The sequence below is a fragment of the Micromonospora marincola genome (genome assembly GCF_056150385.1).
In genome coordinates this window covers 132,107-152,730 of sequence record NZ_JAXCFT010000006.1, presented here as the reverse complement: position 1 = coordinate 152,730, position 20,624 = coordinate 132,107, and the positions used below count along the sequence as shown (strand labels likewise).

Below are 20,624 nucleotides of genomic sequence, written 5' to 3'. Positions count from 1 at the left end.
GCCTAGGGTCGGACGCATGGGATTCGATGCGGCCACCGCCGCCGTGCAGTCCGCCCTCGACGCGGGCGCCCGCTACGCGGACGCCCGGGTGATGCACCGCCGCCACGAGTCGATGTCGGCCCGCAACGGCGACGTCGAGGAGCTGACCCAGCACGAGAGCATCGGGCTGGGGGTCCGCGCCCTGGTCGGCTCCGGGTGGGGCTTCAACGCCGTACCCGAGCTGTCCGACGCCACGGCCCGCGACGCCGGCCGTCGCGCCGCGACGGTCGCCGCCGCGAGCGCGCGGGTTCCCGGCCCGCCGATCGACCTGGTGCCGGTCGAGGCCGCGGTGGCGAGTTGGGCCTCGGAGTGCGCGGTCGATCCGCTCGGGGTGCCGCTGTCGACAAAGGGTGACCTGCTCGTCGGCGCCACGGCCACGATGCGGGAGCACGGCGCCGACCTGGCCGAGGGGCTCTACCAGATCTGGGACACCACGAAGTGGTTCGTCTCCAGCGAGGGCCACCGGATCGACCAGCACATCCGGGAGTGCGGCGGCGGCATCTCGGCCACCTCGATCGGCGACGGCGAGACGCAACGCCGGTCCTACCCGAGCTATCGGGGGCAGTACGGCACCACCGGCTGGGAGCTGGTCACCACGCTCGACCTGGGCGCGCACGCCGCCCGGATCGCCGAGGAGTCCCGCGAGCTGCTCACCGCGCCGGAGTGCCCGGCCGGCGAGACCGACCTGATCCTCGGTGGCGAGCAGCTCGCGCTGCAGATCCACGAGTCGGTCGGGCACGCCATCGAGCTGGACCGCATCCTCGGCTGGGAGGCGGCCTTCGCCGGCACCTCCTGGCTCGACCTGACCCGCCTCGGCTCGCTGCGGTACGGCTCCGAGCTGATGAACGTGACGATCGACCCGACCATCCCGGGCGCGCTCGGCAGCTTCGGCTTCGACGACGAGGGCTCCCCGGCGGTCCGGCGGGACGCGGTCCGCGAGGGCCGGTGGGTGGGCGTGCTCGCCGGCCGCGACTCGGCCGCCGTCGCCGGCCTGGATCACGGCGGCAGCGTACGCGCCGACGGCTGGGCCCGGCTGCCGATGGTGCGGATGACGAACGTGGGCCTCGAACCGGGCCCGCACACGCTCGACGAGATCATCGCGGCCACCGACGACGGGGTGCTGATGGACATCAACAGGTCCTGGTCGATCGACGACAAGCGGCTCAACTTCCAGTTCGGCTGCGAGGTCGGCTGGGAGGTGCGCAACGGCCGGCGGGGGCGGATGCTGCGCAACCCGACCTACACCGGCATCGGGCCGGTCTTCTGGCGCTCGATGGACATGCTCTCCTCGGAGAGCGTCGCCTGGGGCACGCCCAACTGCGGCAAGGGGCAGCCCGGCCAGATCGGGCACACCGGTCACCCGGCCGCGCCGGCCCGGTTCCGCGGCGTCCGGGTGGGGGTGCGCGCGTGAGCGAACGCACCGAGCGGAGCGAGGGCCGTGAGGGCACGCCCGGCCAGCACAGCGTGAGCGAGCGGGATCTCGCCGCCCGGGTGGTGGAGCTGGTCCGGCGCGCGGCCGGCCCGGCCGCCGAGGTCGAGGTGCTTGTGACCCGCTCCGAGCTGGCCCTGACCCGCTTCGCCAACTCGTTCATCCACCAGAACATGGCCGAGACCGGCACCGGCGTGCACCTGCGGCTGCACGTCGACGGCCGGACCGCCACGGGCGGCGGCAGCCGGGTCGACCCGGTCGGGCTGGCCAGGCTTGTCGAGCGGACCCGGGCCGCGGTCCGGCTCGCCCCGCTCGACCCGGCCTGGCCGGGGCTCACCGCGCCGGCCCCGACGCCGTCCGGCCCGGCCGTCGACCAGGCCACCGCGTTCGCGTCCCCCGACGACCGGGCCACCCGGGTACGCGCGTTCGTGGACGCGGTCGAGGGGTTGGAGGCGGCCGGCTACTGCCGCACGGCGTACCGGTCCGGGGCGTTCGCCAACTCCGCCGGGCACTCGGCGGTGGGTCAGGCGGCCGAGGCGGCCATCGACGGCATCGCCCGCACCGGCGGCGCGGACGGGGTGGCCCGGCACTGCGCCGACCGCCTCGACGACCTGGACGGGGCCGCGCTCGGCGCCCACGCGGCGGCCAAGGCGCGGGCCGCGACCGATCCGGTCGAGCTGCCGGCGGGGCGTTACGAGGTGGTGCTGGAGCCGGCCGCCGTGGCGGACCTGCTGCAGAACCTCGCCTGGTACGGCTTCAACGGCAAGCGGCACACCGAGGGGCAGTCCTTCGCCGAGCCGGGCACGGCCCAGTTCGATCCGGCGGTGACGCTTGTGGACGACCCGTTGCACGCCTCGACGCTGCCGTTCGACCTGGAGGGCATGCCCCGGCGGGCGTTGCCCCTGGTGGAGGCGGGCACCACCCGGGCCGTGGCGCACGACCGGCGCAGCGGGGCCGAGGCGGGCGCCGGGTCCACCGGGCACGGCATGCCCGGCGGCTCGACGTTCGGCCCGATCGCGCGCAACGTACGCCTGTTGCCGGCGGCGAGCCCGGCCGGCGGGGTCGCGGCCGGGCCGGTGAGCGCCGGGGTGACCGGGGCGGTGGGCGACCCGGACACCGCGGCCCTGGTCGCCGGCGTGCGGCGCGGGTTGCTGGTGAGCGACTTCTGGTACACGCGGGTGCTGGATCCGAAGCAGTTGGTCATCACCGGGCTGACCCGCAACGGCGTGTGGCTGATCGAGGACGGCGTGCCGACCAGGGCGGTGCGCGACTTCCGGTTCACCGAGTCCTACCCGCGTGCGCTGGGGCCGGGTCGGGTGCTCGGCCTGGGCCGGCGTCCGGTCCGCCAGCCGGACCGGGTCGACGGGTCCTGGTCGGAGGCGCCGGCGCTGCGGTTGGCCTCGTGGAACTTCACCGGCGGCGCGTCCGGCTGAACCGGTCGGCTCCGCCAGGTGACCGGTCGGCGCGCCGCGCATCTTGATCATGATTCGGGGCTTTCCAACCAGCGGGACACACGGGACACTGCGTTGCGCGGCCGGGCCGTGAAGATCGGCGTAACGTGTGTCACTTGACCGCGCCGGTTTCGGGGCGTGGTCCCGCGTGTGCGCAGGACGTGACAGTGACGTCAGGGAGATGACTCGAAATGACATCAACGGCAACGAGACCGCGGGGCGCGCGGGCGCGTGCCGCCATCGCGGCGAAGACGTTGCGGACCGACCGCTGGTGGCTCGCGCCACTGATCACCGTCGTCGGGCTCAGCGCCTGGGTCATCTACGCGACCGTCCGGGTCTTCATGCACAAGTGGTACTGGGTCGACCAATACCACTATCTGACGCCGTTCTACTCGCCCTGTGTGACCGAGCGGTGCGTCGAGGGCTCCTCGCACTTCGGCAGCTTCCTGCCCGGCTGGTGGATCATCCCGGACGCGGCGCTGACCCTGCCGTTCCTGCTGCTGTTCCGGCTTACCTGCTACTACTACCGCAAGGCCTACTACCGGTCGTTCTGGCTGTCGCCGCCGGCCTGCGCGGTGCCGGACGGGCACCAGTCCTACGGCGGCGAGACCCGGTTCCCGCTGCTCGGGCAGAACCTGCACCGCTACTTCTTCTACGCCGCCGCGATCATCTCGCTGATCAACACCTGGGACGCGATCTACGCCTTCCACTCGCCCGAGGGCTTCGGCTTCGGCCTGGGCAACATCGTGCTGCTTGTCAACGTGGTGATGCTCTGGGCGTACACGATCTCCTGCCACTCCTGCCGGCACATCATCGGCGGCCGGCTCAAGCACTTCTCCAAGCACCCGGTGCGCTACAAGGCGTGGACCGGGGTGTCGTGGTTGAACGTCCGGCACATGCAGCTCGCCTGGATCACCCTGGGCACCCTGGCGTTCACCGACTTCTACGTGATGGCCGTGGCCGCCGGCTGGTTCAACGACCTGCGGTTCATCAACTGAGAGCCTGGACATGACTGAGACGCGAATCGAACGACACCACTACGACGTCGTCGTGATCGGGGCCGGCGGCGCCGGCCTGCGCGCGGCGATCGAGGCCCGGCTGGCCGGTAAGAAGACCGCGATCATCTCGAAGTCGCTGTTCGGCAAGGCGCACACGGTGATGGCCGAGGGCGGCGCGGCGGCGGCGATGGGCAACGTGAACTCGCGGGACAACTGGCAGGTGCACTTCCGGGACACCATGCGGGGCGGCAAGTTCCTCAACAACTTCCGGATGGCCGAGCTGCACGCCAAGGAGTCGCCGCAGCGGATCTGGGAGCTGGAGACGTACGGCGCGCTGTTCGACCGGACGAAGGACGGCAAGATCTCGCAGCGCAACTTCGGCGGCCACGAATATCCGCGCCTGGCGCACGTGGGCGACCGGACCGGCCTGGAGCTGATCCGCACGCTCCAGCAGAAGATCGTCTCCCTTCAGCAGGAGGACAAGCGCGAGTTCGGCAGCTACGACGCGCGCATCCGGGTCTTCTCCGAGACCACGATCACCGAGCTGCTGCTCGACGGCGACCGCGTCGCCGGGGCGTTCGGCTACTACCGGGAGTCCGGCGAGTTCGTCCTGTTCGAGGCGCCGGCCGTGGTGCTGGCCACCGGTGGTGTCGGCAGGTCCTACAAGGTCACCTCGAACTCCTGGGAATACACGGGTGACGGCCACGCGCTGGCGCTGCGTTCCGGGGCCACGCTCATCAACATGGAGTTCCTCCAGTTCCACCCGACCGGCATGGTGTGGCCGCCCTCGGTGAAGGGCATCCTCGTCACCGAGTCGGTGCGCGGCGACGGCGGCGTACTGAAGAACTCCGACGGCAAGCGGTTCATGTTCGACTACGTCCCGGACGTCTTCCGCAAGCAGTACGCGGAGACGGAGGAGGAGGCGGACCGCTGGTACACCGACCCGGACAACAACAGGCGTCCGCCGGAGCTGCTGCCCCGCGACGAGGTCGCCCGCGCGATCAACAGCGAGGTCAAGGAGGGCCGGGGTACGCCGGCCGGCGGCGTCTACCTGGACATCGCCTCCCGCAAGTCGGCGGAGGAGATCCGCCGCCGGCTGCCCTCGATGTACCACCAGTTCAAGGAGCTGGCCGACGTCGACATCACCAAGGAGCCGATGGAGGTCGGCCCGACCTGCCACTACGTGATGGGTGGCGTCGAGGTGGACCCGGACACCGGCGCCGCGGCGGGCACCGTACGCGGGCTCTTCGCCGCCGGTGAGGTCTCCGGCGGCATGCACGGCTCCAACCGGCTCGGCGGCAACTCCCTGTCCGACCTGCTGGTCTTCGGCAAGCGGGCGGGCGGGCACGCCGCGACGTACGCCGACGGGCTCACCGCGCGCCCGGCGGTGCCGGTGGCGGCGGTGGAGGCCGCGGTGGAGACGGCGCTGGCGCCGTTGCAGCGCGACACCGGCGAGAGCCCCTACCAGCTCCAGCAGGACCTTCAGGTGGTGATGGGGGACCTGGTCGGCATCATCCGGCGGGAGGGCGAGCTGGCCGACGCGCTGGGCCGGCTGGCCGAGCTGCGGGAGCGGGTGGCGAAGGTGAGCGCGGTCGGCGGCCGGCGCTACAACCCGGGCTGGCACCTGGCGCTCGACCTGCGCAACATGCTCGTGGTGTCCGAGTGCACCGCGAAGGCGGCGTTGGAGCGGCAGGAGTCGCGCGGCGGCCACACCCGGGAGGACTACCCGGCGATGGACCCGAGGTGGCGGGCGGTCAACCTGGTCTGCTCGCTTGACGGTGACGCCGTCCGGCTGACCCACAAGCCGCTGCCGAAGATGCGGCCGGAGCTGATCGGGCTCTTCGACCGGGCCGAGCTGTCCAAATATCTGACCGACGAGGAACTCGCCGAGTTCGACGCCCTCACCGAGGAGGCGAGCAACTGATGGGAAGCAAGCGACAGTTCCGCATCTGGCGGGGTGACGAGACCGGCGGCGACCTCAAGGACTACACGGTCGAGGTGAACGAGGGCGAGGTCGTCCTCGACGTGATCCACCGGCTCCAGGCCACCGAGGCGCCGGATCTGGCGTGCCGGTGGAACTGCAAGGCCGGCAAGTGCGGCTCCTGCTCGATGGAGATCAACGGCAAGCCGCGGCTGGGCTGCATGACGCGGATGTCGACGTTCGAGGAGGCGGAGACCGTCACGGTCACCCCGCTGCGCACCTTCCCGGTGATCCGGGACCTGGTCACCGACGTCTCGTTCAACTACGAGAAGGCCCGGGAGACCCCGGCGTTCGCGCCACCGGCGGACGTGGCTCCAGGTGACTACCGGATGCAGCAGATCGACGTCGAGCGCTCGCAGGAGTTCCGCAAGTGCATCGAGTGCTTCCTCTGCCAGAACGTCTGCCACGTGATCCGCGACCACGACGAGAACAAGCAGGCGTTCTCCGGTCCCCGGTTCTTCATCCGCGCCTCCGAGCTGGACATGCACCCGCTCGACGCGCGCACCGACCGCAAGGAGTACGCGCAGTCCGAGATGGGCCTCGGCTTCTGCAACATCACCAAGTGCTGCACCGAGGTCTGCCCCGAGCACATCAAGATCACCGACAACGGGATCATCCCCATGAAGGAACGGGTCGTGGACCGCAGGTACGATCCCCTTGTGTGGCTCGGTAACAAGATCTTCCGGAGGGGTCAGGTGCCTCAGACCAGCGCGACAAGCGGGCATTCGAGCGGCGCGGTGACCGCCGGCGCGGCCCACGGCGGGGTGCACTCGCACGCCGGCGGCTCGCACGACAGCGGCACCGAGCGCCAGGCGCAGCAGGGCGTCAACTGGCAGCGCGAGGTGCCGCACCCGACGGCGCCGGCGGTCGACGCCAGCGGCCGGCTGCCGCTTACCGAGCTGACCTTCGACCGGGCCGCCGCGCCGTCGCCGTTCGGCGACGACGTGGAGTTCCCGCTGCCGGCGGAGCACCTCAACTTCGCCCATCCGCAGCAGGACGAGCCGAAGCACTGAGCAGCGGCACGACGATGACGGGGGCCAGCGGCACACGCCGCCGGCCCCCGTCCCGTTTCCGACCGGCTGTCCGCTTCGGCGGCGGTCCGGGCCGGCGCGGCTCAGGGGACGGCGAGCCCGGCCGGCGCGGCTCAGGACGGGGCGGCGAGCAGGGGGCGCAGCGCGGGCACGATCGGCACGTCGGCCGGGAGCCAGTCGACGCTGTCCAGTTCGGCCGCGGAGAGCCAGCGCAGCTCGGCGTGCTCCAGCGCGGTCGGCTGGTCGCCGTGGAGCAGACGGGCCGCGTAGATCCGCAGGACGGACCGGCCGTGCGCCATCCGCACGTCCCGGCCGACCCGCGCGCCGACCGCGACCCGGACGCCCAACTCCTCGGCACACTCCCGGGCCAGCGCGTCGGTCTCGGTCTCCCCCGGTTCGACCTTGCCACCGGGGAACTCCCACCGGCCGGCCACCTCCGGGGGCGAGGAGCGTTCGCAGGCGAGGACCCGGCCGGCCACGATGATCGCCGCTCCGACGACCACTCTCGGCTCCCGCCGGTCGGCCTGCCCGCCCTCGCTAAACCGTTCGGTCCGCACGGGCCACAAGCGTGCCAGATCAATCGGCGGTTTGGGTAGCTGAGTCGGCCATCAGGCCAGCAGAACACGGAAGTGTGGGCGTGGACACACCATCTGTGCGACGACAGACTAGAGGGCGTCGACTGGGACACGGGATGGCGACGATTTGGCCACAAGCCGGCAACAACGACGCCTGGGAGGTGCGGTGATGCGCGTGCTGTTCAGCAGCCGGGCGAAGCACGACTATCTCAGCGACGCACTCGCCCTGCTGTCCGGGTGGACGCGCGAGGGCGAGCGGATCCGCCGCACGCTGGTCCTCGACGACACCCAGCACGCCGCACTCACCGAGCGGGTCGCAGTGGTGGCCGACGCCCTCCGCCTGCGCCCCGAGATCAGCCGCCGGGCCGACCGCACCCAGATCAGGCTGGGGCACGACGACGGCGAGCCCCTCACCGAGGGTGAGGTTCTGCTGGCGGCGCGCATCGAGGACGCGGTCCGGGCGGTCACCGAGCACTGAGCGCTGGCGCGCCTGCCCTACCGTCGAGGACATGTCTGGTCCGACGTACGACCGCAAGGAACAGTTCCAGCAGATCCAGAGTGGGCTGCTGCCCGGTGAACAGATCATCGCCGTGTACGACGCCGTCGGCACCGGCACCGGCTTCATCGGCCTGACCGACCGGCGGGTGATCATCCAGGACCGCTCCTTCGTCGGCAAGCGGTACGCGATCACCAGCATCCCGTACTCGAAGATCACCAGCGTGAGCGTGGTGAGCAACAAGTCCTGGGGCGGTTCGTTCTTCTCCACCGGCTCGATCGCCGTGCACGTCGGCGCGCACACCTACGAGGTGGAGTTCCGGGGCGCGGACAAGAGCCACCACGTCCACAACGTCATCCTGCACCACATCTCCTGACCGGACGGTCGTGACACAATCGCCGGCATGCGGGGGCTGATCGAACGTTGGCGCGCCTGGCGCGCCACCCACCGGCGGGCCGTCCGCCTGATCCGCCGGCTCCTCCTGGTCGCCGCGGCCGGCGTGGTGCTGCTGGCCGCGGCGACCGCGGCGAGCGTGGCCTGGATCCGCGGCGACGCCCGGGGGCACGTGTTCACCGCCGCCGACGTGCCGGACGCGCCGGTGGCCCTGGTGCTCGGCGCGAAGGTGGAGGCCGACGGCGTCCCGTCACCGTTCCTGGCCGCCCGGCTGGACATCGCCCGCCAGCTCTACGCCGCCGGCAAGGTCAAGGTGGTCCTGGTCTCCGGCGACCACATGAACTGGGACTACGACGAGCCGGACGCCATGCGCCGCTGGCTCGTCGACCGGGGCGTGCCGGCGGAGAAGGTGGTGCTCGACCACGCCGGCTTCGACACCTACGACTCGTGCGTCCGCGCCCGGCGGGTCTTCGGCGTGCGCCGGGCCACAGTGGTCACCCAGTCGTTCCACCTGCCCCGCGCGGTGGCGCTCTGCCGGCACGTCGGCGTCGACGCCAACGGCGTCGGGGACGACACCGTCCGCCGGTTCGCCGGGCAGTGGCGGATCAGCGCCACCCGGGAGTACGGCGCCAGCGTGAAGGCCGCGGCGGACGTGCTCTCCGGCCGGGATCCGGTGCACCTCGGCCGCCGCGAGACCGGGGTGGACGACGCGCTGCGGGCGCGGTAATCCGCTTGTCCACCGGGGACGGTCGCTGGTCTGCTGGCGTCATGTCCGTCTTCGACGATCCCGGCCACTTCGGCCGACTCTGGGCCGCCACCTACGACAACCCTGGCAATCCCGACCCCGCACCGGCGGTCGACTTCCTCGCGCCCCTGGCCGAGGGCGGTCCGGTGCTCGAACTGGCCGTCGGCACCGGCCGGGTGGCCCTGCCCCTGGCCGCCCGAGGGCTGACCGTGGAGGGCGTGGAGGCGTCCCCGGAGATGGTGGCGCGGCTCCGCGCCAAGCCGGGCGGCGAGCAGATGCCGGTCGCCATCGGCGACATGGCCGATGTTCCGGTGTCCGGGCCGTACCGTCTGGTCTTCCTGGTCTTCAACACGCTGTTCAACCTGGTCGACGCGGAGCGCCAGGCGGCGTGCTTCCGCAACGTCGCCCGGGTGCTGGCCCCCGGCGGGGCGTTCGTGATCGAGACGTACGTGCCCGAGCGGGCCGACATCGACCGCGACGAGCAGGTCGAAGTCCGGGAGGTCACCGAGGACTCGGCCACCATCCGGATGCATCAACACGACCGGGCGGCGCAGACGTTCGTGCGTCAGACGATCACGTTCGACGCCGAGGGCGTGCGCCTCTGGCCGTTCGCGATGCGCTACGCCTGGCCGGAGCAGATCGACGAGATGGCGGAGCGGGCCGGGCTCCGCCTCGCCGAGCGGTACGCCGACTGGGACCGGACCCCGTTCGACGCGGACAGCCGGGCGCACATCTCCGTCTACCGCCTCGGATAACGTTCCGCCGATGACAGTGACGATTGCCGCGATGGACGACACGCACGCCGACGCCGTGCTGGAGATCTACCGCCTCGGCATCGACGAGGGCGACGCCACGTTCGAGACCGAGCCGCCGGGCTGGGACCGGTTCACCGCCGGCCGGCTACCCGGCCACCTGTGGGTGGCGCTCGACCCGGCCGGGCGGGTGCTCGGCTGGGTGGCCTGCTCGGCGGTCTCCGACAGGTGCGTCTACGCCGGTGTGGTCGAGCACTCCGTCTACGTGCACCCCGAGGCGCGGGGCCGGGGCGTCGGCCGGATGCTGCTTGACGCGCTCATCGCCTCCACCGAGGCGGCCGGCGTCTGGACCATCCAGTCCGGCGTGTTCCCGGAGAACACCGCGAGCCTGGCCCTGCACGCGGCCCGCGGGTTCCGGGTGGTCGGCACCCGGGAGCGGATCGGCCGTCACCACGGCATCTGGCGGGACGTCACGCTCATCGAACGACGCAGCCCCCGGATCCGCTGACGGCGGACCGGGGGTTACGCGCCGGGTCTAGCGCGACTCGCGGTTGAACAGCCGCCTGGACCAGAGGTAGCCGCCCAGTGCGATGGCGGCGCACCAGCCGAGCGCGATCCAGCCGTCGGGCCCGATCGGCTCGTCCATCAGCAGCCCGCGCAGGCTCTCGATGATCGGGGTGAACGGCTGGTACTCGGCGAACCAGCGCAGGCCGGCCGGCATCGAGTCGGTGGGCACGAACCCGCTGCCGAGGAACGGCAGCAGGATCAGCGGCATGGGCAGGTTGCTCGCCGTCTCCACGCTCTCGCTCACCTGGCCGAGCGCGACGGCCAACCAGACAAGCGCGAACGTCACCGCCGCGAGGAGGCCGACCGCGCCCAGCCAACCGGCCGGACCGGCGGTGGGGCGGAAGCCGACGAGCAACGCCACGCCGATCACCACGGTCAGGCTGACCGCCGCCTGGATCATGCTGCCGAGGACGTGTCCGGTAAGCACCGACACCCGGGCGATGTGCATGGTGCGGAACCGGGCGATGATGCCCTCGGTCATGTCCATGGCGATCGAGATCGCGGTTCCCTGGACCGTGGCCGCCACGGTCATCAGGATGATCGCCGGCGCCACGTAGTTGGCGTACTCGGCGCGCCCGCCGCCGCTGCCCAGCCCGGCCCCCAGCGTGCCGCCGAGCACGTAGACGAAGAGCAGCAGGAAGACCACGGGCATGCCGACGAGCATCACTGTCATCGACGGGTAACGCAGCATGCGCCTGAGGTTGCGGCGCAGCATCGTCGCCGAGTCGCGCAGCGGGTGGAAGCGGAGGTCGGCGAGGGCGGGGGTGCTCATGGCGTGGTCACCTTCCGGTCGGTGAGGGCGAGGAAGACGTCGTCGAGGTCGGGAGTGTGCACGGACATCTCGTCGACCTCGATGCCACAGTCGTCGAGCCGGCCGATCAGGGCTTTCAGCGAGCGCAGGCTGCCGTCGCCGGGCACCCGCAGGGCGAGCGCGTCCGGCTCCCGTGTGGCCCGGTCGAGCACCCGTACCGCCTGGTCGAGACCCTGCGGGTCGGCGAACCGCAACCGGACGTGCCCGCCGGGGATGCGGCGCTTCAACTCCTCGGCCGTGCCCTCGGCGACCACCCGGCCGTGGTCCAGGACCGCGATCCGGTCGGACAGTTCGTCGGCCTCCTCCAGATACTGCGTGGTCAGGAAGATGGTGACGCCGTCGGCCACCAGGTCGCGGACGATCTGCCACATGTCGCGGCGGCTGCGCGGGTCCAGCCCGGTGGTCGGCTCGTCCAGGAAGATCACGCGCGGGCTGCCGACGAGCGTCATCGCCAGATCGAGCCGCCGCAGCATCCCGCCGGAGTAGGTGGACGCCGGTCTGCCGGCCGCGTCGGTCAGGCCGAACCGGTCGAGCAGCCCGGCGACGCGCCGCCGGCCCTCGCCCCGGCTCAGGTGGTGCAGGTCCGCCATCAGGCGCAGGTTCTCCGCGCCGGTGAGCAGCCTGTCGACCGCGGAGAACTGCCCGGTGACGCCGATCGCGGCGCGTACCGCGTCGGGCTCGCGGGCGAGGTCGTGCCCGGCGACCCGGGCCTCGCCGCCGTCGGCGGCGAGCAGCGTGGACAGGATCCGCACCGTCGTGGTCTTGCCCGCGCCGTTCGCGCCGAGCAGCGCGAAGACCGTTCCCTCGGGTACGCGCAGATCGATGCCGTCGAGCACGACGTGGTCGCCGAACGACTTCCGTAATCCGGTGACGGCGATCTGGTTCATGGTCATGGTCGTCCTCCCTCAGGACCGGCGGATGGTGATGTCGCCGTAGGAGGTGCTGCCGCGCACCTCGACGGTCTCCTCGGCGTCGCCGGGCCGGGCGGTGCTCTCCAGCAGGTTGTGCACCTGCCCGAAGCCGGTGTTGACCTCCAGCCAGGCGGCGGTGCCCGCCGCGATGCCGACGTCCAGGTCGCCCATGGCCGTGCCGAGCACGACCGAGCCACGCGCCACCTCGGCGACGCGGATGCCGCCGTTCGAGGTCTTCGCGTCGACGCCGGCGCCGGCACGTGCCACCTCGATGGCGCCGTTGGCGTTGCGCACCCGTACGTCGCCGGTGACCGCGTCGATCGTGGTGTTCCCGTTGGAGTTCTTGACCGCCACGGCGCCATCGACCGGGCCGACCCGGACCGTACCGGAGCCGGTGGAGATCTCCGCGTCGCCGGTGACCCCGTCGACGGCGATGTGGCCGGCGCCGGTGTGCAGGCGCAGCGGCCCGGTCCGCTCCAGCCGGATGTTGCCTGTGGTCTTCACCCGGCTCTCGCCGAGCCGGCCGGTGCTGCTGACGTTGCCCATCAGCAGGTGCGCGGACAGCCGGGAATCGCTCGGCAGTTCGATGGAGACGTCCACCGACCTGCTCTTCTTCGAGAAGTCGAAGCCACTTCGCCTCGGGCCGGTGATCTGGAGCGCGCCGTTGGCGAAGTCGACGCGTACCTGCGCGGCGGCCTGCACATCGGACTCGTCGTCGGCGTTGCTCGGGCGGACCTCCACCACGGTGTCGGCGCGGTCGCCGGCGGCGATGAACACGGACGCGACGCCGAGTTCCATCGTGACGGTGATCGATTCGGGCGTGTCGAAAGTAGGCATGGTTGTCCCCGCATTCCGGGTCGGTGGGTCGTCCCCGCAGGTCAGGGGGACGTGAGAGGTGCGGTGCGGTCTAGTGCACCCAGCCGGTCAGGCGCTGCTGGGCCCGCTTGCCGCCGTGGCGCGGCTCCCGGTCGGCCCGGGGCAGGCCGGCGGCGGCGGCCCGGACCAGCCAGGCGTTGACCGACCGGCCCTCCGCGGCGGCGGCCTCCTCGACCGCGGCCTTGAGCTGCTCGGGCATCCGGACGTTGATCCGGGCGACCGGACCGTCCTCGGCGATCGGCAGGTCGATGTCGGGCGCCGTGCTCTCCTCGGGCGCGGCGTGGAGCGGCTCGGCGGGCGGCGCCGTCACGACGAAGTCCGGATCCCGGCCGCGGAGGCGAAGCTCCACCGAGCCGGGTGCCAGCTCCCGGGTGATCTCGTCGGCGGCGGCCGACAGCGCGTCAAGCAGGGTCATCCGGATCGCCGACTCCAGCGGCCCGGTCAGGCGCTCGACCAGTGCACGCGATTCTTCACCGCCGGCCTCGGCGAGGGCGGCGAACTCCCGCCCGAGGTTGCTCACATACGAGGTCAAGTCCATGGCACTACTGTGGCACACAGCATGGCACCACGGCAAGCCTAGATGGCATCACTTTGGCACGCGGTGACATCGGTGCAAGGAATCGTTGCTGCTCAAACGTCGTCCATTCCGTGGCGTCATCGTGAGGCCACGGCGGCATTCGCCGGTGCCGCAACGCTGGCATTGCCCATCCGGCACGCCGGCAGGATGAGCGCGCAGGCCGGGCCGTTGCCGAGCGCTAGCATGAGGTCATGACTGCGGTGCCCGAGTGGATGCGCCCGCCTCGCCCGGAGGGCTGGTACTCCGAGGACTTGGACCAGCTCACCGAAGCACCGCGTCACACCGAACTCATCGACGGAGCACTCGTCTTCATGATGTCTCCCCAACGGGTCTGGCACGCCCGGATGGTCACCGCGCTGGTGAACGCCCTGACGGAGCAGGCACCGACCGGCGTCGAGGTCGACCGGGAGATCACGATCCGGCTCGACAGATGGAATCGCCCCGAGCCCGATCTACTTGCCACGACGGCGCCCTACGACCCGTCCCGCACCTTCTACACGCCCGAGGAGACGCTCCTGGTCGTGGAGGTGGTCTCGCCCGAGTCGGCGCATCGGGACCGCAGCGTCAAGCTGCGCAAGTACGCGGAAGCGGGTATCGCGAACTACTGGCGGGTCGAGGACGAGGACGGATCACCGGTGGTCCACACCTACGAGATCGACAGTCCCACTCGGTCGTATGCACCGACCGGAATCCATCGACGCGAACTACACACCGCGACGCCGTTTGCGGTCAAGATCGATCTGCTGGGATTGGTGCCCGGCCGCAGTCGCTGAGGGGCGCCGTCGCCGAGCAGGCCATGGCGTCGCCCCTGGAGCGGTGCACCTATCCCGTGCGCCCACAGCGCCACGCGCCCGCCTTCCGATCGGAGGCGGGCGCGCTCGGGCGTGACGATCAGCAACAGGTGGAGGCAGCTCCGCTGGTGGCCGGGGTGCCGCACGCGCTCTCGGTGGCCTTGTCCAACCGGCCCGAGTCGCCCTTGACGGTGTAGACCTCCCACGGCTCGTCGCCGGGGCCGCGTACCCAGACCTTGTCCTGGAGGGCGTAGCAGCACTCGGTGTCGTTCTCCGCAAGGGTGATCAGGCCGGAGTCGGTGAGGCGACTGGTCGCGGCGTTGACCTCGTCGGTGCTCGCCACCTCGACGCCCAGGTGGTCCATGACGGTGGGCTGGTCCCCCTCACCTTCGAGGAGGACGAGCTTCAGGGGCGGGTTCTCGATCGCGAAGTTGGCGTAGCCGGGGCGACGCTTCGCCGGCTCGACGCCGAACAGCTTTGCGTAGAAGGCCACGGAGCCTTCGAGGTCGGACACGCGCAGGGCGAGCTGGACACGGGACATGGGTGCCTCCGAATTAGATGCTTGTCGAAGCAAGACCCACGTTGCACCCTGTTTTGAATTCTGTCAACCTAGAGGCATGTCGAAACAAGACCTGCCGGTGGTGGCCTGCTGCTCCCCGATCGCGGTCCGCCCGATGGATGCCGAGCAGGCGGCGGTGGTCGCGCCGATGTTCAAGGCCCTGGGCGACCCGGTCCGGCTGCGGCTGATGTCGATGATCGCCTCGGTGCCCGAAATGTGCGTCTGCGATCTGACCCCGGCGTTCGACCTGTCCGGGCCGACCATCTCCCACCACCTGAAGGTGCTGCGCGAGGCCGGCCTGGTCGACTCGGAGCGGCGCGGCACGTGGGTGTGGTACCGGGTGAGGCCGGAGGCGTTCCGTCAGCTCGGCGCGCTGCTCGACATCTCCGCCGTCCCCACCACGTGAGCCTCGCCCTGCCCCGGCGGGCATCGGCGGAGTTCGCCGGCACCGCTCTGCTCGTCGCCGCCGTGGTCGGCTCCGGGATCGCCGCCGCCCGGCTCTCCCCCGCCGACATCGGTCTCCAACTGTTGGAGAACGCGATCGCCACCGCCCTGGCACTGGGTGCGCTGATCCTGATCTTCGGGCCGGTGTCCGGGGCACACTTCAACCCGGTCGTCTCCGCCGTCGACTGGCGGCTCGGCCGCCGCGCCGGCACCGGCCTCACCGGCCGGGACCTCGCCGTCTACGCCCTCGCCCAGATCGGGGGCGCCATCGCCGGCGCGGTGCTTGCCGACCTGATGTTCGGTCTGCCGGCCGTCGCCTGGTCGCGCACCGGCCGGACCGGAGGGAATCTGTGGCTGGCCGAAGTGGTCGCCACCACCGGCCTGATCCTCCTGGTCTTCGCCCTCGCCCGATCCGGCCGCACCTCCGCCGCGCCGGCCGCCGTGGGCGCGTGGATCGGGGCCGCCTACTGGTTCACCTCGTCGACGTCGTTCGCCAATCCGGCCGTCACGATCGGCCGAGCCTTCACCGACACCTTCGCCGGCATCGCCCCGGCGTCCGTGCCCGGCTTCGTCGTCGCCCAGCTCGTCGGCGGCCTGGTCGCCACCGCCGCCCTCGCCGCCTGGTACCCGCACGCCGCCGACACGGCTGACGCCGTGGTCGTGCCCCACCTCACCCAGGAGGCCGAAGCTCGATGAGCAGCAAGCCCACTGTCCTGTTCGTCTGCGTCCACAACGCTGGCCGCTCCCAGATGGCCGCCGGCTGGCTGCGCCACCTCGCCGGCGACACCGTCGAGGTCCGCTCCGCCGGCAGCGAGCCGGCCGATCGGATCAACCCTGTCGCCGTCGAGGCCATGCGCGAGGTCGGCATCGACATCACCAACCAGACGCCCGCCAGGCTCACCTGGGATGCGGCCGAAGCCAGCGACGTCATCGTCACCATGGGCTGCGGCGACGCCTGCCCGGTCTTCCCTGGTAAGCGCTACGAGGACTGGACGCTCACCGACCCCGCCGGCCAGCCCCTGGATGTCGTCCGTCAGGTGCGCGACGACATCCGCGCCCGGGTCCAGAAGCTCGTCGACAGCCTCCGCCCGTAGTCCTCGGGGCTGATGTGATCGACCGCCGACCGCAGCCCGGTGACGTCGGAGTGCCGGCTAGGAACTGCTCGCCGCATGGTCGAGCTGGGCGAATGCCTGATCTGCGCTGGCGTACGCCTCGGGTTGCACGTTCGTGCGCTGTCCGCCCGTCGGCCATCTTCTGCCAGTTGGTCCGAGCCAGCACCCGGTAATGTGTCAAGGCGCAGATGCCACAGGACCGGCCGAGGGCTCTTCTACAAATGCCAGGCTTCGAGGGCTACCCACAAGGCACCGCTCAATGCGAGCGGGAGGCCGACTGGCAATCGCATGTTGGTCGGACGAGTCACACCGCGCTACAAGTGCTCGCTGATTAGCAGATAACCACCGCCGAACAGCATTCCCACGCCCGCCAATACCATCACCACTCCAAAAAGCCTGTCGAACATGATGAAAAAGGCCCGACGTCGAGCCAGTCGATCAGCTGTCCATCGGAAGGGGCTCAGCGGGCGGACCGTCTGCATTGACAGCTCGATATGCTTCGTCGCGATGCCGCGATAGTCTCTCGCAAGGGCCACTCCGATCGCGATGAAGAGCACTCCCAACAGCAGCCCGAGCAGAACCCGCCACGTCACGATGCCTCCGCCGAACGAACCCCGGGCAGCCCCACTGATATCGCGAGATTAGACGACGCGCGCAAGCGACCCCGTCCACCACCGCCCCGCCCATCCGTGGAGCGGTGCGTGACCGCTATGAGCAGATCGTCGACGAAATCGCCGAAAGCATTGTCGCCAGCAGGACGAAACAGGCAGACGTTGAAGCGGAACTCGACCGCATTCCGTAACCGTGCAACGTCCCGTGCTCGGCCGACGACGTCGTAGCGAGAGCTCATACCGACACGAGCCGGACACGATCGCCGCAGAGCTTGACCATGTCGTCGATGTCGGAAGTCAACATGACCACGGGGCGATGCTGTCGCAGCGCCGCCTCGGCGACTGCCGCATCAATCGCGTACTTGTGCCCATGCAGGGCGGCATCCATCAGCAGCTTCGACGCCGCCCTTGCTTCCTCGTCGCCAACTGGAATCACTCGCAATCCGGAAAGCACCCAGTTCAGGCGAGTCTTGTTCGTGCGGGCATGGACGACCTCGATGATGGTGAGTGCGCTGATCACGGCCTCCATGCCACGCGAGCGCGCCTCGGCGATCATTGCCACCACCTGCTCGTCGTCGGAGAGCAGCTTCGAGAGCCCTTCGCTGTCGAGGACGAGCGTTCCCTCGTGGATCAGCTTGCGACGGGCCACTCGTTCTCCTCGGCGAACACCTCGTCGAAAACCTGCCGCGCCCGCTGGCGAGCCTTCTCGGAGACCGGCCCCTTACGGCTCTCGTAGTCGGCCAGGTATTCGTCGAGCACTTGGCCGCGCAGCTCCCGCTCGACCGCCTCGGCGATGAACGCGGAGAACTCCCGCTTGCCTACCCGCGCGCGGATCGCCTCGGCCGTCCCCTCGGGCAGCGACAGGCTCACCCGCGTCGCCGGTCCTTCGCCGATGCCGTAGGCCGCTTCACTCATCAACACAGTGTGTCAAACGAGTAGGAAAAATGCCACGACCTGCGCGGCGGACGCCGAACCGGAATCAGACGTTGAAGCGGAACTCGACTACGTCGCCGTCCTGCATGACGTACTCCTTGCCCTCGATCCGGACCTTGCCGGCGGCCTTCGCCGCCGCCATCGATCCGGCCGCGACCAGGTCGTCGTAGGAGACCACCTCGGCCTTGATGAAGCCGCGCTGGAAGTCGCTGTGGATCACCCCGGCGGCCTCCGGCGCGGTCGCCCCGACCGAGACGGTCCAGGCCCGCGCCTCCTTGGGGCCGGCGGTGAGGTACGTCTGGAGCCCGAGCGTCCGGAAGCCCACCCGGACGAGTTGGTCCAGCCCCGGCTCGGACTGCCCGATCGACTCCAGCAGTTCGCGGGCCTCGTCCTCGGGCAGGTCCACCAGCTCCGACTCGATCTTCGCGTCCATGAAGACCGCCTCGGCCGGCGCGACCAGGCCGCGCAGCTCGTCGAGGAACGCGGCATTGCCCAGCTCGGCCTCGTCGACGTTGAAGACGTAGATGAACGGCTTGGTGGTGAGCAGGTGCAGCTCGCGCAGGTGCTCCAGCTCGACCTTTGCGGCGCCGGCGCCCGCGTACAGGGTGACGCCGTTGTCCAAGACCTCGGCGGCCTTCTTCGCGGCCTCGACGGCGGCGGCCCGGTCCTTGCGGAGCTTGGCCTCCTTCTCCAGTCGGGGCAGCGCCTTCTCAAGCGTCTGGAGGTCGGCCAGGATCAGCTCGGTGTTGATCGTCTCGATGTCGTCGGCCGGGGAGACCTTGCCGTCGACGTGCACCACGTTCGGGTCGGAGAAGGCGCGCACCACCTGGCAGATCGCCGAGGCGTCGCGGATGTTGGCCAGGAACGCGTTGCCCCGGCCCTGCCCCTTGGAGGCGCCCCGGACCAGGCCGGCGATATCGACGAACGAGACAGGCGCCGGCAGCACCTTCTGCGAGGAGAAGATCTCGGCGAGCTTGCCCAGCCGCTCGTCGGGGAGCCCGACCACGCCGACGTTCGGCTCGATGGTGGCGAACGGATAGTTCGCGGCGAGCACGTCGTTCTTGGTAAGCGCGTTGAACAGGGTGCTCTTGCCCACGTTGGGCAGGCCGACGATGCCGATGGTGAGACTCACGACGAGCCAGCTTACGCGGTCGGTCGGCCGTCCGGCCCGGTGGGCAGCAGCCGGGGCTCGATCCGGGTCTCCCGCACCGTGCCGTCCTCGGCGCGGACCAGCTCGTACGCGGCCACGTCCGGCCGGTCGGCCACCGCCTCGACCAGCCGGGTGCCCCGGTAGACCAGCCCGACGCCGTCGTCGGTGCAGTGGCTGGTCGGCAGCGTGCCGTCGGCGACCAGCCGGTGCATCAGCGGCCGGCGCTGCTCCTCGCTGTCGTAGTGCACGCCGTTGCCGTACGGCAACCAGGCCAGCCCGTCGGTGAAGGGACGCAGGTCCGGGCCGTAGCTGTCGGTGGCGCCGCCGGTGTGCCAGCAGATCGAGCCGGCGGAGACGCCGCCGAGCACCACACCGGCCTGCCAGCACTCGTGCAGGATCTCCGGCAGGCCGTGTACCCGCCACACCGCGCACAGGTTGGCCACGCTGCCGCCGCCGACCCAGATGATGTCCTGGGCGAGCAGGTGGGCCCGGATGTCCTCGACGTTCGGCATCGGGTAGAGCGCCAGGTGGGACGCGCGGAACCGGGTGCCGGCGAAGGCGCCGTAGAACACGGCGAGGCCGGTGGGCTGGTCGCCGACGGCCTGGCCGAGATAGCAGACCCGGGGCGCGTCGCCGGCCTGCGCCAGCTCGGCCATGTGGTCGAAGAGCTGGCTGGGCCGGGCGTCCCAGGGGCCACGGCGCCGGCTGAAGTAGCCCATGCTGGTCGCGACGATTGTCGGTTCAGAGGCGGGCATGGGGGTCCTTCCGGCCGGCGGCGATGGAGATCATTGTGCCCCGCCCGACGCCGCCCGACCTGACGCCGCCCCGCCCGACGCCGCCTCGGCCGCGGCGAGTAGCGTGCGCAGCAGGTCGGCCAGCCGGTCCCGGTCGGCGGGCGGCAGCGCGTCGAGGATCTGCCGCTGCACCTCCAGCCCGGCCTCGGCCGACTCCTCGACCACCCGGCGGCCGGCGTCGGTGAGGCTGACCCGCAGGGCCCGCCGGTCGACCGGGTCGGGCGCGCGGCGCACCAGCCCGGCCCGCTCCAGCCGGTCGAGCCGGCCGGTCATCCCGCCGGAGGTGAGCATCAGCGCGGCCGTCAGCGCCTTCGGCGCCAGCGTGTACGGCGAGCCGGACCGGCGCAGTGCGGCGAGCACGTCGAACTCGCCGCGGCCGATGCCCCAGCCGGCGTACACCTGCTCCTGGCGGTCGCCGACCAGCCGGGCCAGCCGGTAGATGCGACCGAAGACCGCCATCGGTTCGGGTCGCATGTCGGCCCGCTCCCGGCGCCACTGCTCGACGATCAGGTCGACCTCGTCCACTGCCACGGCTGTCGATTGTGCCGCACCTCGCACTTCCACTTTCACTCGCCACCAAGTAGCTTGACACTAAGAT

At 71.0% G+C, this 20,624-nt stretch carries 26 protein-coding genes; 14 read left to right on the top strand and 12 right to left on the bottom strand.

The window, feature by feature from the left end; genetic code table 11:
* Positions 1 to 16 precede the first annotated feature (16 nt).
* The 5 genes from SM450_RS16470 to SM450_RS16450 all read left to right on the top strand — a co-directional run bounded on the left by SM450_RS16470 (position 17) and on the right by SM450_RS16450 (position 6,911).
* Positions 17 to 1,450 carry a TldD/PmbA family protein gene (locus SM450_RS16470; RefSeq protein ID WP_474620598.1) on the top strand — a complete coding sequence of 478 codons (1,434 nt, stop codon included), beginning with the start codon at positions 17 to 19 and terminating at the stop codon, positions 1,448 to 1,450.
* Between the two features lie 53 nt (positions 1,451 to 1,503).
* Positions 1,504 to 2,901: a TldD/PmbA family protein gene (locus SM450_RS16465; protein ID WP_474620751.1), complete on the top strand. Its 1,398-nt coding sequence runs from the start codon at positions 1,504 to 1,506 to the stop codon at positions 2,899 to 2,901.
* A 209-nt stretch (positions 2,902 to 3,110) separates the two neighbouring features.
* Positions 3,111 to 3,917: a hypothetical protein gene (locus SM450_RS16460; RefSeq protein WP_474620597.1), complete on the top strand. Its 807-nt coding sequence runs from the start codon at positions 3,111 to 3,113 to the stop codon at positions 3,915 to 3,917.
* 10 nt (positions 3,918 to 3,927) lie between these two features.
* Complete coding sequence (locus SM450_RS16455; RefSeq protein WP_474620596.1) at positions 3,928 to 5,841, top strand: fumarate reductase/succinate dehydrogenase flavoprotein subunit; 1,914 nt, start codon at positions 3,928 to 3,930, stop codon at positions 5,839 to 5,841.
* The gene (locus SM450_RS16450; protein WP_474620595.1) at positions 5,841 to 6,911 is read left to right on the top strand and encodes a succinate dehydrogenase/fumarate reductase iron-sulfur subunit; all 1,071 of its coding nucleotides are present in this window, start codon (positions 5,841 to 5,843) and stop codon (positions 6,909 to 6,911) included. Before SM450_RS16455 ends, SM450_RS16450 begins: the two co-directional genes overlap by 1 nt.
* A 131-nt stretch (positions 6,912 to 7,042) precedes the next feature.
* On the opposite strand, the gene SM450_RS16445 is transcribed toward SM450_RS16450, so the two are convergent.
* Complete coding sequence (locus tag SM450_RS16445) at positions 7,043 to 7,432, bottom strand: (deoxy)nucleoside triphosphate pyrophosphohydrolase (RefSeq protein WP_282284651.1); 390 nt, start codon at positions 7,430 to 7,432, stop codon at positions 7,043 to 7,045.
* Between the two features lie 241 nt (positions 7,433 to 7,673).
* Here SM450_RS16445 and SM450_RS16440 point away from each other — a divergent pair, with 241 nt between their 5' ends.
* The 5 genes from SM450_RS16440 to SM450_RS16420 are packed head-to-tail and all read left to right on the top strand — an operon-like array spanning position 7,674 to position 10,398.
* The gene (locus SM450_RS16440) at positions 7,674 to 7,982 is read left to right on the top strand and encodes a 4a-hydroxytetrahydrobiopterin dehydratase (protein ID WP_474620594.1); all 309 of its coding nucleotides are present in this window, start codon (positions 7,674 to 7,676) and stop codon (positions 7,980 to 7,982) included.
* Between the two features lie 31 nt (positions 7,983 to 8,013).
* Positions 8,014 to 8,376 (top strand): PH domain-containing protein, encoded by a 363-nt coding sequence (locus SM450_RS16435; protein WP_281586752.1) that lies wholly within the window; start codon positions 8,014 to 8,016, stop codon positions 8,374 to 8,376.
* A 27-nt stretch (positions 8,377 to 8,403) separates the two neighbouring features.
* Positions 8,404 to 9,120, top strand: a complete 717-nt coding sequence (locus SM450_RS16430) for a SanA/YdcF family protein (protein ID WP_474620593.1) — start codon at positions 8,404 to 8,406, stop codon at positions 9,118 to 9,120.
* A gap of 41 nt (positions 9,121 to 9,161) precedes the next feature.
* A complete protein-coding gene (locus tag SM450_RS16425; protein ID WP_474620592.1) occupies positions 9,162 to 9,893 on the top strand; it encodes a class I SAM-dependent methyltransferase in 732 nt (243 codons plus the stop codon).
* A 10-nt stretch (positions 9,894 to 9,903) separates the two neighbouring features.
* The gene (locus SM450_RS16420) at positions 9,904 to 10,398 is read left to right on the top strand and encodes an N-acetyltransferase family protein (protein WP_474620591.1); all 495 of its coding nucleotides are present in this window, start codon (positions 9,904 to 9,906) and stop codon (positions 10,396 to 10,398) included.
* A 27-nt stretch (positions 10,399 to 10,425) separates the two neighbouring features.
* Here SM450_RS16420 and SM450_RS16415 read toward each other — a convergent pair whose 3' ends face one another.
* From SM450_RS16415 to SM450_RS16400, 4 genes are all read right to left on the bottom strand, one after another.
* Positions 10,426 to 11,229 carry an ABC transporter permease gene (locus SM450_RS16415; RefSeq protein ID WP_474620590.1) on the bottom strand — a complete coding sequence of 268 codons (804 nt, stop codon included), beginning with the start codon at positions 11,227 to 11,229 and terminating at the stop codon, positions 10,426 to 10,428.
* Positions 11,226 to 12,161: an ATP-binding cassette domain-containing protein gene (locus SM450_RS16410; protein ID WP_474620589.1), complete on the bottom strand. Its 936-nt coding sequence runs from the start codon at positions 12,159 to 12,161 to the stop codon at positions 11,226 to 11,228. Before SM450_RS16410 ends, SM450_RS16415 begins: the two co-directional genes overlap by 4 nt.
* 12 nt (positions 12,162 to 12,173) lie before the next feature.
* Positions 12,174 to 13,016, bottom strand: coding sequence for a DUF4097 family beta strand repeat-containing protein (locus SM450_RS16405; protein WP_474620588.1), 843 nt, complete (start codon positions 13,014 to 13,016; stop codon positions 12,174 to 12,176).
* A gap of 70 nt (positions 13,017 to 13,086) precedes the next feature.
* Positions 13,087 to 13,593, bottom strand: coding sequence for a toxin-antitoxin system HicB family antitoxin (locus SM450_RS16400; protein ID WP_474620587.1), 507 nt, complete (start codon positions 13,591 to 13,593; stop codon positions 13,087 to 13,089).
* A gap of 230 nt (positions 13,594 to 13,823) precedes the next feature.
* Here SM450_RS16400 and SM450_RS16395 point away from each other — a divergent pair, with 230 nt between their 5' ends.
* Entirely contained in the window at positions 13,824 to 14,405 is a 582-nt protein-coding gene (locus SM450_RS16395; protein ID WP_281586744.1) for a Uma2 family endonuclease, read from the top strand.
* A 118-nt stretch (positions 14,406 to 14,523) separates the two neighbouring features.
* Here SM450_RS16395 and SM450_RS16390 read toward each other — a convergent pair whose 3' ends face one another.
* Positions 14,524 to 14,964, bottom strand: a complete 441-nt coding sequence (locus SM450_RS16390) for an ArsI/CadI family heavy metal resistance metalloenzyme (protein ID WP_474620586.1) — start codon at positions 14,962 to 14,964, stop codon at positions 14,524 to 14,526.
* Between the two features lie 76 nt (positions 14,965 to 15,040).
* Between SM450_RS16390 and SM450_RS16385 the strand changes: the two genes are divergently transcribed.
* From SM450_RS16385 to SM450_RS16375, 3 genes are read left to right on the top strand one after another with little or no spacing between them, the layout of a single operon-like run.
* Complete coding sequence (locus SM450_RS16385) at positions 15,041 to 15,388, top strand: ArsR/SmtB family transcription factor (protein ID WP_474620585.1); 348 nt, start codon at positions 15,041 to 15,043, stop codon at positions 15,386 to 15,388.
* Positions 15,385 to 16,122 carry an aquaporin gene (locus SM450_RS16380; RefSeq protein WP_474620584.1) on the top strand — a complete coding sequence of 246 codons (738 nt, stop codon included), beginning with the start codon at positions 15,385 to 15,387 and terminating at the stop codon, positions 16,120 to 16,122. The genes SM450_RS16385 and SM450_RS16380 overlap by 4 nt, the downstream gene beginning before the upstream one ends.
* Positions 16,119 to 16,520 (top strand): arsenate reductase ArsC, encoded by a 402-nt coding sequence (locus SM450_RS16375; RefSeq protein WP_474620583.1) that lies wholly within the window; start codon positions 16,119 to 16,121, stop codon positions 16,518 to 16,520. The genes SM450_RS16380 and SM450_RS16375 overlap by 4 nt, the downstream gene beginning before the upstream one ends.
* A 332-nt stretch (positions 16,521 to 16,852) precedes the next feature.
* Here SM450_RS16375 and SM450_RS16370 read toward each other — a convergent pair whose 3' ends face one another.
* The 6 genes from SM450_RS16370 to SM450_RS16345 form a co-directional block, all read right to left on the bottom strand.
* Positions 16,853 to 17,131, bottom strand: a complete 279-nt coding sequence (locus SM450_RS16370; RefSeq protein WP_474620582.1) for a hypothetical protein — start codon at positions 17,129 to 17,131, stop codon at positions 16,853 to 16,855.
* 253 nt (positions 17,132 to 17,384) lie between these two features.
* Positions 17,385 to 17,798, bottom strand: coding sequence for a hypothetical protein (locus tag SM450_RS16365; protein ID WP_474620581.1), 414 nt, complete (start codon positions 17,796 to 17,798; stop codon positions 17,385 to 17,387).
* A complete protein-coding gene (locus SM450_RS16360; RefSeq protein ID WP_281586737.1) occupies positions 17,780 to 18,064 on the bottom strand; it encodes a hypothetical protein in 285 nt (94 codons plus the stop codon). The genes SM450_RS16365 and SM450_RS16360 overlap by 19 nt, the downstream gene beginning before the upstream one ends.
* A gap of 64 nt (positions 18,065 to 18,128) precedes the next feature.
* The gene (ychF, locus tag SM450_RS16355; protein WP_474620580.1) at positions 18,129 to 19,214 is read right to left on the bottom strand and encodes a redox-regulated ATPase YchF; all 1,086 of its coding nucleotides are present in this window, start codon (positions 19,212 to 19,214) and stop codon (positions 18,129 to 18,131) included.
* Positions 19,215 to 19,225: 11 nt separating this feature from the next.
* Positions 19,226 to 19,987, bottom strand: coding sequence for a Type 1 glutamine amidotransferase-like domain-containing protein (locus SM450_RS16350; RefSeq protein ID WP_474620579.1), 762 nt, complete (start codon positions 19,985 to 19,987; stop codon positions 19,226 to 19,228).
* A gap of 30 nt (positions 19,988 to 20,017) precedes the next feature.
* A complete protein-coding gene (locus tag SM450_RS16345; RefSeq protein WP_474620578.1) occupies positions 20,018 to 20,557 on the bottom strand; it encodes a MarR family winged helix-turn-helix transcriptional regulator in 540 nt (179 codons plus the stop codon).
* Positions 20,558 to 20,624 lie beyond the last annotated feature (67 nt).

What these genes read in the sequence shown, in the direction of transcription:
- SM450_RS16470 (WP_474620598.1), top strand. Translation starts at nt 17, where the DNA reads ATGGGATTCGATGCGGCCACCGCCGCCGTGCAGTCCGCCCTCGACGCG.
- SM450_RS16460 (WP_474620597.1), top strand. Translation starts at nt 3,111, where the DNA reads ATGACATCAACGGCAACGAGACCGCGGGGCGCGCGGGCGCGTGCCGCC.
- SM450_RS16455 (WP_474620596.1), top strand. Translation starts at nt 3,928, where the DNA reads ATGACTGAGACGCGAATCGAACGACACCACTACGACGTCGTCGTGATC.
- SM450_RS16450 (WP_474620595.1), top strand. Translation starts at nt 5,841, where the DNA reads ATGGGAAGCAAGCGACAGTTCCGCATCTGGCGGGGTGACGAGACCGGC.
- SM450_RS16440 (WP_474620594.1), top strand. Translation starts at nt 7,674, where the DNA reads ATGCGCGTGCTGTTCAGCAGCCGGGCGAAGCACGACTATCTCAGCGAC.
- SM450_RS16435 (WP_281586752.1), top strand. Translation starts at nt 8,014, where the DNA reads ATGTCTGGTCCGACGTACGACCGCAAGGAACAGTTCCAGCAGATCCAG.
- SM450_RS16430 (WP_474620593.1), top strand. Translation starts at nt 8,404, where the DNA reads ATGCGGGGGCTGATCGAACGTTGGCGCGCCTGGCGCGCCACCCACCGG.
- SM450_RS16425 (WP_474620592.1), top strand. Translation starts at nt 9,162, where the DNA reads ATGTCCGTCTTCGACGATCCCGGCCACTTCGGCCGACTCTGGGCCGCC.
- SM450_RS16420 (WP_474620591.1), top strand. Translation starts at nt 9,904, where the DNA reads ATGACAGTGACGATTGCCGCGATGGACGACACGCACGCCGACGCCGTG.
- SM450_RS16415 (WP_474620590.1), bottom strand. Translation starts at nt 11,229, where the DNA reads ATGAGCACCCCCGCCCTCGCCGACCTCCGCTTCCACCCGCTGCGCGAC.
- SM450_RS16410 (WP_474620589.1), bottom strand. Translation starts at nt 12,161, where the DNA reads ATGACCATGAACCAGATCGCCGTCACCGGATTACGGAAGTCGTTCGGC.
- SM450_RS16405 (WP_474620588.1), bottom strand. Translation starts at nt 13,016, where the DNA reads ATGCCTACTTTCGACACGCCCGAATCGATCACCGTCACGATGGAACTC.
- SM450_RS16400 (WP_474620587.1), bottom strand. Translation starts at nt 13,593, where the DNA reads ATGGACTTGACCTCGTATGTGAGCAACCTCGGGCGGGAGTTCGCCGCC.
- SM450_RS16395 (WP_281586744.1), top strand. Translation starts at nt 13,824, where the DNA reads ATGACTGCGGTGCCCGAGTGGATGCGCCCGCCTCGCCCGGAGGGCTGG.
- SM450_RS16390 (WP_474620586.1), bottom strand. Translation starts at nt 14,964, where the DNA reads ATGTCCCGTGTCCAGCTCGCCCTGCGCGTGTCCGACCTCGAAGGCTCC.
- SM450_RS16385 (WP_474620585.1), top strand. Translation starts at nt 15,041, where the DNA reads ATGTCGAAACAAGACCTGCCGGTGGTGGCCTGCTGCTCCCCGATCGCG.
- SM450_RS16375 (WP_474620583.1), top strand. Translation starts at nt 16,119, where the DNA reads ATGAGCAGCAAGCCCACTGTCCTGTTCGTCTGCGTCCACAACGCTGGC.
- SM450_RS16360 (WP_281586737.1), bottom strand. Translation starts at nt 18,064, where the DNA reads ATGAGTGAAGCGGCCTACGGCATCGGCGAAGGACCGGCGACGCGGGTG.
- SM450_RS16350 (WP_474620579.1), bottom strand. Translation starts at nt 19,987, where the DNA reads ATGCCCGCCTCTGAACCGACAATCGTCGCGACCAGCATGGGCTACTTC.